The sequence below is a fragment of the Stenotrophomonas sp. FR012 genome, assembly GCF_047520565.2.
GTDB classification, from domain to species: Bacteria; Pseudomonadota; Gammaproteobacteria; order Xanthomonadales; family Xanthomonadaceae; genus Stenotrophomonas; species Stenotrophomonas sepilia.
In genome coordinates this window covers 70,151-78,295 of the sequence record NZ_JAXBQL020000013.1, presented here as the reverse complement: position 1 = coordinate 78,295, position 8,145 = coordinate 70,151, and the positions used below count along the sequence as shown (strand labels likewise).

The window sequence follows — 8,145 nt, the reverse complement described above, 5'->3', positions numbered from 1 at the left end:
GCGGACCAACGGTCCGCACCCACCAAAGGCGCTTCAGGGCTGGCTCGGGTGATCCTCTCAAGGTGGGTGCCGACCGTTGGTCGGCACAATGCCGGTGCACAGGTATATGAAGGCAGTGCGGACCAACGGTCCGCACCCACCAAAGGCGCTTCAGGGCTGGCTCGGGTGATCCTCTCAAGGTGGGTGCCGACCGTTGGTCGGCAATGCCGGTGCACAGGTGTATGAAGGCAGTGCGGACCAACGGTCCGCACCCACCGAGGCAGGTTCTAAACCCTCCTGAACCGATCACCGCCCGCGCGACACTGCGTCGCATCTACCCCCTGCCACGCGACGCGAAAACAGGGTAAAATGTCGCGCTTCCCCACATCTCGGGTATGCCGATGCTGCGCATCCAGGCTGAAGCACTCACTTACGACGACGTCTCGCTCGTCCCCGCCCACTCGACCATCCTGCCCAAAGACGTCAACCTCGAAACGCGGTTGACCCGAGACCTGAAGCTGAAGCTTCCGATCCTGTCCGCCGCCATGGATACCGTCACCGAAGCCCGCCTGGCCATCGCCATGGCCCAGCTCGGCGGCATGGGCATCATCCACAAGAATCTCAGCCTGGAACAGCAGGCCGCGGAAGTGGCCAAGGTCAAGAAGTTCGAGGCCGGTGTCATCCGCGACCCGATCACCGTCGGCCCGGAAACCACCATCCGCGACGTGCTGGCCCTGACCCAGGCGCACAACATCTCCGGCGTGCCGGTGGTGGGCAGCGACGGCCAGCTGGCCGGCATCGTGACCCACCGCGACATGCGCTTCGAGACCGAGCTGGACGATCCGGTCCGCCACATCATGACCAAGAAGGATCGCCTGATCACGGTCAAGGAAGGCGCCGCATCCGACGAAGTGCTGCAGTTGCTGCACCGCAACCGCATCGAGAAGGTGCTGGTGGTCAATGATTCGTTCGAACTGCGTGGCCTGATCACCGTCAAGGACATCCAGAAGAACACCGACTTCCCGAACGCTGCCAAGGATCTGTCGACCCGCCTGCTGGTCGGCGCTGCCGTCGGCGTGGGTGGCGATACCGACCGCCGCGTGGAAGCGCTGGTCGCCGCCGGCGTGGACGTGATCGTGGTTGATACCGCGCACGGCCACTCGCAGGGCGTGCTGGACCGCGTCAGCTGGGTCAAGAAGAACTTCCCGAACGTGCAGGTCATCGGTGGCAACATCTGCACCGGCGAAGCCGCACTGGCGCTGCTGGACAGCGGTGCGGACGCAGTGAAGGTCGGCATCGGCCCGGGCTCGATCTGCACCACCCGCGTCGTCGCCGGCGTTGGCGTGCCGCAGGTCACCGCGATCGATCTGGTGGCCGAAGCCCTGCAGGACCGCATCCCGCTGATCGCCGACGGTGGCATCCGCTACTCGGGCGACATCGGCAAGGCGCTGGCCGCCGGTGCCTCCACCATCATGGTCGGTGGCCTGCTGGCCGGTACCGAGGAATCGCCGGGCGAGACCGAGCTGTACCAGGGCCGTTCGTACAAGAGCTACCGCGGCATGGGTTCGCTGGCTGCCATGGAGAAGGGGTCGAAGGACCGCTACTTCCAGGACGCCGCCACTGCCGACAAGCTGGTGCCGGAAGGCATCGAAGGCCGCGTGCCGTACCGCGGCCCGGTGGGCGGCATCATCCACCAGCTGATGGGCGGCCTGCGCGCCACCATGGGCTACGTGGGCTGCGCCACCATCGACGAGATGCGCAGCAAGCCCAAGTTCGTGAAGATCAGCGGCGCCGGCCAGCGTGAGAGCCACGTCCACGACGTGACCATCACCAAAGAGCCGCCGAACTACCGCGCCTGATGCGCTTGCGAACTGCTCTTGCGATCACGGGCAGCCTGCTGATGGCAGGCTGTTCGGTGTCCGAACCGCCGCCGCGCTCCGGGTCTCCGGGCGCGGCGGTTTCGCAAGTGAAGGACGTACAGGCGTGCCAGAACGCGTTCTCGCTGCCGAAGGGCTGGCAGGTGCAGGCCGCTGGCGCGCAGCGTTGGCTGCTGAAAGGCACCGGTGAGCGCCCGCTGCAGGTCACGCTGCAATGCATTACCGAGCTGCTGCACGGGCCGGATGATCCGGTGCTGACGCCAGTACTGGGCGCGCTGGAGCCCGCACGGATGAGCGTGCAATGGACGTCCTGGGGCGCTGCAGATTCGGGCTTCTCGATGGCCGCACTGCAACGTCGCCTCGTACCTGGCACCGAAGTGCAGGAAATCGCCGAGCTGCCGCGCGCTGACCGCGCCAACCCCAACGCACCGCACGGCCTGCTGATGCTGCGCTGGGACGAGGAAGACCCCTCACATATTCAACAACGCGAGGCGTTCATCGCCACGCTGACGCAGAGCCTTGAAGCGCCGGGCGCTGCGAAAAACACCACTGGAACGGCACCATGACCAACATCCATAACGACAAGATCCTCATCCTCGATTTCGGCGCGCAGTACACGCAGCTGATCGCCCGCCGCATCCGCGAGCTGGGCGTCTACTGCGAAATCTGGGCGTGGGACCACAACCCGGCCGAGATCGCCGCGTTCGGCGCCAAGGGCATCATCCTGTCCGGTGGCCCGGAATCGACCACGCTGCCGGGCGCCCCGGCCGCGCCGCAGGAAGTGTTCGACAGCGGCCTGCCGATCTTCGGCATCTGCTACGGCATGCAGACCCTGGCCGCGCAGCTGGGCGGTGCCACCGAAGCGGCGGATCAGCGCGAGTTCGGCCACGCCGAAGTGAACGTGATCAACCCGGATGCGCTGTTCAAGGGCCTGAGCGACCACGGCGGCGAGCCGAAGCTGAATGTCTGGATGAGCCACGGCGACCACGTCTCCGTTGCACCGCCGGGCTTCACCATCACCGCCACCACCGACCGCATTCCGGTGGCCGCCATGGCCAACGAAGAAAAGCGCTGGTATGGCGTGCAGTTCCACCCGGAAGTGACCCACACCCTGCAGGGCCAGGCGCTGCTGCGCCGCTTCGTGGTGGACGTGTGCGGCTGCCAGACCCTGTGGACCGCCGCCAACATCATCGACGACCAGATCGCCCGTGTGCGCGAACAGGTGGGCGATGACGAAGTGATCCTGGGCCTGTCCGGCGGCGTCGATTCGTCCGTGGTGGCCGCGCTGCTGCACAAGGCCATCGGCGACAAGCTGACCTGCGTGTTCGTGGATACCGGCCTGCTGCGCTGGCAGGAAGGCGACCAGGTAATGGCGATGTTCGCCGAGCACATGGGTGTAAAGGTGGTGCGCGTGAATGCCGCCGACCGTTACTTCGCCGCGCTGGAAGGCGTGAGCGACCCGGAAGCCAAGCGCAAGATCATCGGCAACCTGTTCGTTGAGATCTTCGACGAAGAGTCGAACAAGCTGAAGAACGCCAAGTGGCTGGCGCAGGGCACCATCTACCCGGACGTGATCGAGTCGGCCGGCAGCAAGACCGGCAAGGCGCATGTGATCAAGAGCCACCACAACGTGGGCGGCCTGCCGGAGCACATGAAGCTGGGCCTGGTGGAGCCGCTGCGCGAGCTGTTCAAGGACGAAGTGCGCCGCCTGGGCGTCGAGCTCGGCCTGCCGCGCACCATGGTCTACCGCCATCCGTTCCCGGGCCCGGGCCTGGGCGTGCGTATCCTGGGCGAAGTGAAGCGCGAGTACGCCGAGCTGCTGGCCAAGGCCGATGCCATCTTCATTGATGAGCTGCGCAAGGCGGACCTGTACGACAAGACCAGCCAGGCGTTTGCCGTGTTCCTGCCGGTGAAGTCGGTGGGCGTGGTGGGTGACGCGCGCGCTTATGAGTGGGTGATTGCGCTGCGGGCCGTGGAGACGATTGATTTCATGACGGCGCATTGGGCGCATCTGCCGTATGAGTTCCTGGGGACGGTGAGCAACCGGATCATCAATGAGTTGCGGGGGGTGTCGCGGGTGGTTTATGACATCTCGGGGAAGCCGCCGGCGACCATTGAGTGGGAGTGAGTTGAACGAACGAGGGCGCCGAGAGGCGCCCTTGTTGTATACAGAATTTACTCACGCGTTTCCGTTGTGAGCCTTACGGCGAATCGTGCCGGAGCTGCATCATGATGAGTCTCCGCGGGCCCGGGAGTCATGGGGTGAGTTGTGGACAGATCATCTGTTTGGCTGGGATGATTCAGGACGAGCCAGCTCTATAGGTGGGCTGGCTATTGATGGTTAGATATCTGCGCATCGTTGGAAGCGAGAGACGAAGGACTAGGGGCCTGCGCTGAAGGTGTAGAGCGAGTTGGTCATGCAAGTGGGGACTTGTCGACTAGCGGCAAGGCACTGATGGGGCGAAATATCCAAGGAGCAATTGATGTCTTCGTTTTCCGCTAGAGAGGTTGAAATATGGAGATCATCACAAGCGGAGGAGATTTCTCCGATATGTGGAGCATTCTCCATCGAAGTTCTCCCAACCTTGATGGTTCCGCAGACTTTGCAGTTCCTGGCCGAATGCGCCGCTAATCCTCCAGATGGTGTGGGGGGGATTTCATCAGCGTTCTTGCAGGGCATGCGCTACTTGAATCCAAGAGAGCCTAGGCTCCTTTTCTGGAGAGGATTTTCGAACTCCGACGAGTTGTTCTCTTTTGATCCAGGGGAGCTCTTCGCGGCGGTTAGGCAACTTGAAGTTCATGCTGACATCAATCTAACCTTCGGCCGAGCCAGCTATCTGGCAGATGTTGGTCGTGGACCGGAGTTGCCGTTGTGGATGCTGTCTAGATTGCCATTCAGCAGAGCGGTGGCATTCGAAATCGAAGAGCGCGACGCCGCTCGGGCGTCATTAGGGGGCGGGGACCTCCAGATGACGGACAAGGTTAGAGTGGCGCAACAGCATTACTCAACCGGCATGTCTCTTCTCGCAGGTGAAGACTCCGTTTCGGGTCTGGTCGACGCTGCATTCATGCAGTTCTATCTGGCAATGGAGTCGGTTCTGGAATGTCATGAAAGGGCTGAGGCACTTAAAGCGGGTGCACAAATGTTTGGGGGTGCGTTCGATCGGAATATCCAGAAGATTGTCTCGCATGTATATCTGGCGCGTCATCGATTTTTCGGTCACGCGCATCCTAAATATCTTGGGGGGATGGTTCACGCCAAGACGGCATTCGACATTGCAAAGCAAACCCTCGTCGCTCGATGGTGTGCACGACGCCTAATAGAGCTTGAGCTGAAGCGACCATTGGTCAAGCGAGAGTTGAGGCTATATGCTGGGCCACAGAAATCTGTTGCGTTCTTTGGGGACGCCAGCTCTCTTCTGTCTGAGTTTAATCTGCCCTGAAAGTGGGTTAACTCGTGGCCTGTACTCGCGAACAGTGATGCATGGCGGAGCGATTGGCCTGCGCTATCGTGGGGGAATGCGGATTCGTGCCTGGATGGCGGTAGGCCTTCTGCCTAGCCGAGGTGATCGCGTGATAGCAACGTCGGATTCCGACCTAACTCGGACATCTGAACTTCTACGGGAGCGAGCTTGGGATGGTCGCTGACGCCCTGGGTCCGCTTGCATGCCTGCTTGTTTGCCGAACCCGGTCGTCAAAAGATCGATTTGTAGCTTTAGGAAGCTAGACGATACGGTTCCTTGTAGGTGAATCTTAGAGACGCACCAATGGTCCGTATATTAGGCGGTTGTATTCAGAATCATAAGGAAAAGCAGCATGGCAGTTTGGCAATACGACTTCGTTGCGATTCCGAGGTCCGAGCTATCGAATTTGTATGGCGCTATTCCAGTTGTCATGCAGCGTGACCACTTCAGCGAGGAAAAGTTTTGGCGAGACGCGCAACCGCCGGGTGGCTTCGAAGAGATATTTGAAAAATGGCAGCCCGAGATGAAATCCTGGCATGATGAGCTACGTCTCTGGGGGACTGAGGAGTCAAACCGAATTGACGTGCATTACAAGCGGAAGCGCATCAGCTCGATTGAATTCAGGGTGGAGCTCAGGGCGCTTAGCACAAAATTCATTGAGACAATTTGCGCATTTGCGCGCAAATCCGATTGCGCGCTCGTTTCGGCTCACTCATTGGTTATTGTTGAGCCGGTTCGCCAAAATATTCTTCTTCATCTCTGCAGATCGCCGGGTGCTAATCGTGTACTCGATTGGCTTTACGGCGTCCCAACTTCATTAGGGCAAATGGATAGACCAACTGTTTTCTTGAGCCATTCATCGAGAGACAAGCCTTTCGTTAGCAGGCTCGCTATTGACCTAAAAAGCAAGGGAGTTCCGGTTTGGTTTGATCAATGGGAACTCAAAGTCGGTGACTCTCTAAGCGAGAGGATCGAGCATGGCATTAGTCAGTCAGGATGGTTGGCTGTAGTTATATCGAAGAACTCCGTGAGTTCCGACTGGGTTCAAAAGGAACTTCGCGCCGCTCAGGCACGCGAGCTTCGAGATAAGAGCGTTTTCGTATTGCCGATTATCATTGATGATTGCGAAATCCCCTTGTTTTTGCTTGACAAGCTGTATGCCGACTTCCGAGCTTCTTACGACCAGGGGCTGGAGGCTCTTTTGAAGCGAGTTCTCGAGGGGGCTGGCGCCTAGCTGTTCGGTCAAGTGGGCGTCAGCAATGTCCAGGCTTCGCGAATTTGGTGGCCAGTATATTTCCTCTTCTCTACCGGGCCCGGGCGCCGTCTGCCTTGGCTTTAGGCGCAGCAACGGCTATTGATATCGAAGATCTGCGAAATCTCATGTTGACCGTAGATGTGGGGGCGGCAGAGGCGAAGGACCACTAAACCGCCGTTTCGCAAGGAGAGCGTAGGTTGTCGCCCGCCGCACGTTGCAGCCGAGGTCCATGCCTCCGGGCAGCGGATAAATTGGACGGGGTGCTAAGGGCGCAGCCACGGCCGAATGTATGCATTGGTGACTGTCCGCTTCGGCGGATTGCGGATGTTTGGGCTAGGGATAGGGCGCTTGGCGGCGCTAATGCCCACTCTCGACCTACAGCAGGTATCGGAAGCGGCACATGTTCTTCATTCTACTGGGTCCGGGTATGCGTTGGCTTGTTTGCCAGACCCAGTCACCTTAAGATCAAATCGTATCAAAGGCGGATAGCTCACCGTACGGTGGGTTGTGGATGAGTCGTATAACCGGACCCAGGGATCCTGGCTATTAGGTAGTTTAGCGACTTATGAACGACGTTGGGGGCTTTGAGAAGTACCAAGCAACCATGGCCGACTGGGTGTCGGCCACTATGAGCGCCAAAGGCAAGCGGATTCCCGACCCCGAAGACTTCTCGCAGCCTGAGCTGGAGCTCTTCAACGAGGTCTTCCGCCGCTTCACCGATATCTCTGAGGCAGTTGACAACATTGAGCTTTGCAAGCGCTTCATGGGCGCGCGGACCCCGCGCGCTCGAGACCTAAAGCTCGACGCGTACCTCAACTATCACATCTCTTTCTATCTCCAAGAGATCTACATCCTAAAAGAGCGGCTCAAGAAGTACGCAAAGAAGGTCATGCGTCTGCGTCGGGGTCTGGGTCATGCGGTAGAGTCGAGGAGATATACAAAGATCATCGATCTTGTTGAGCAGTCCCTGTCGTCGATCGTTTCGGCTCGGGGCTCGCATGTTCACGATCGCCCCTTCACAGACGATGAAATGCGCATGCTAGGCATGTACTCTTTTCTCGCCGTCCACAGCAAGGGTGACACTATGTGGCGAGCGTACGCCCGTGCAGAGTACTCAGATATAAGGCGGGTGTGGGTCAAACGCTTGGTCGCCAACCAAGCTGAGCTTAAGAAGCTTCTGGACGCATTCTTTTCCTTCTTACACCTAGAAGTCTTTGAAAGCGGTCTGGCAACGCCGCCTAACAATTCGTCCAATCCGACGCTGCCTCGCGGCGCGGCTCAACGTAGGCGTCAGATGGGCGAGGAGGGACAGGATGAATCTGAGTATTAGCTCGATTCACCATCTTGCGAGCTCAGCCATCGACTGATGGTCGGCAAGATTGTGGCGGGGTTCGATGCGCCGAAAGTGCAGCGATTGCATCTGCTAGAAAGGAAGCGCAGAGTTTCTAGGTCTTTGGCTACTCAAATAAGCCAAGTCAGCGCTCGCCGCCTGGCGAAGTAGTGGCTGGAGCAGCTTGGCGGCAGCCTCAGGAAGGTCGATAGCGCAGCCATTCGGTAAGAGCGACTGTGC

Annotated in this window: 6 protein-coding genes; all 6 read left to right on the top strand. The window is 59.7% G+C overall.

The genetic code is table 11. The features are described 5' to 3' along the window. Positions 1–380 precede the first annotated feature (380 nt). On the top strand, positions 381–1,838 hold the full coding sequence (gene guaB, locus ACM0O9_RS17545; protein ID WP_032958143.1) for an IMP dehydrogenase: 1,458 nt from the start codon (positions 381–383) through the stop codon (positions 1,836–1,838). A 107-nt stretch (positions 1,839–1,945) separates the two neighbouring features. Next, positions 1,946–2,422 (top strand): hypothetical protein, encoded by a 477-nt coding sequence (locus ACM0O9_RS17540; protein ID WP_065185245.1) that lies wholly within the window; start codon positions 1,946–1,948, stop codon positions 2,420–2,422. Continuing rightward, positions 2,419–3,984 carry a glutamine-hydrolyzing GMP synthase gene (gene guaA, locus ACM0O9_RS17535; RefSeq protein ID WP_136639453.1) on the top strand — a complete coding sequence of 522 codons (1,566 nt, stop codon included), beginning with the start codon at positions 2,419–2,421 and terminating at the stop codon, positions 3,982–3,984. Before ACM0O9_RS17540 ends, guaA begins: the two co-directional genes overlap by 4 nt. A 355-nt stretch (positions 3,985–4,339) precedes the next feature. Next, positions 4,340–5,299, top strand: coding sequence for a hypothetical protein (locus tag ACM0O9_RS17530; protein WP_414603855.1), 960 nt, complete (start codon positions 4,340–4,342; stop codon positions 5,297–5,299). 373 nt (positions 5,300–5,672) lie between these two features. Then, positions 5,673–6,554 carry a toll/interleukin-1 receptor domain-containing protein gene (locus tag ACM0O9_RS17525; protein WP_414603856.1) on the top strand — a complete coding sequence of 294 codons (882 nt, stop codon included), beginning with the start codon at positions 5,673–5,675 and terminating at the stop codon, positions 6,552–6,554. A 625-nt stretch (positions 6,555–7,179) separates the two neighbouring features. Continuing rightward, complete coding sequence (locus tag ACM0O9_RS17520; RefSeq protein ID WP_414603858.1) at positions 7,180–7,905, top strand: hypothetical protein; 726 nt, start codon at positions 7,180–7,182, stop codon at positions 7,903–7,905. The last annotated feature ends 240 nt before the right edge of the window (positions 7,906–8,145 follow it).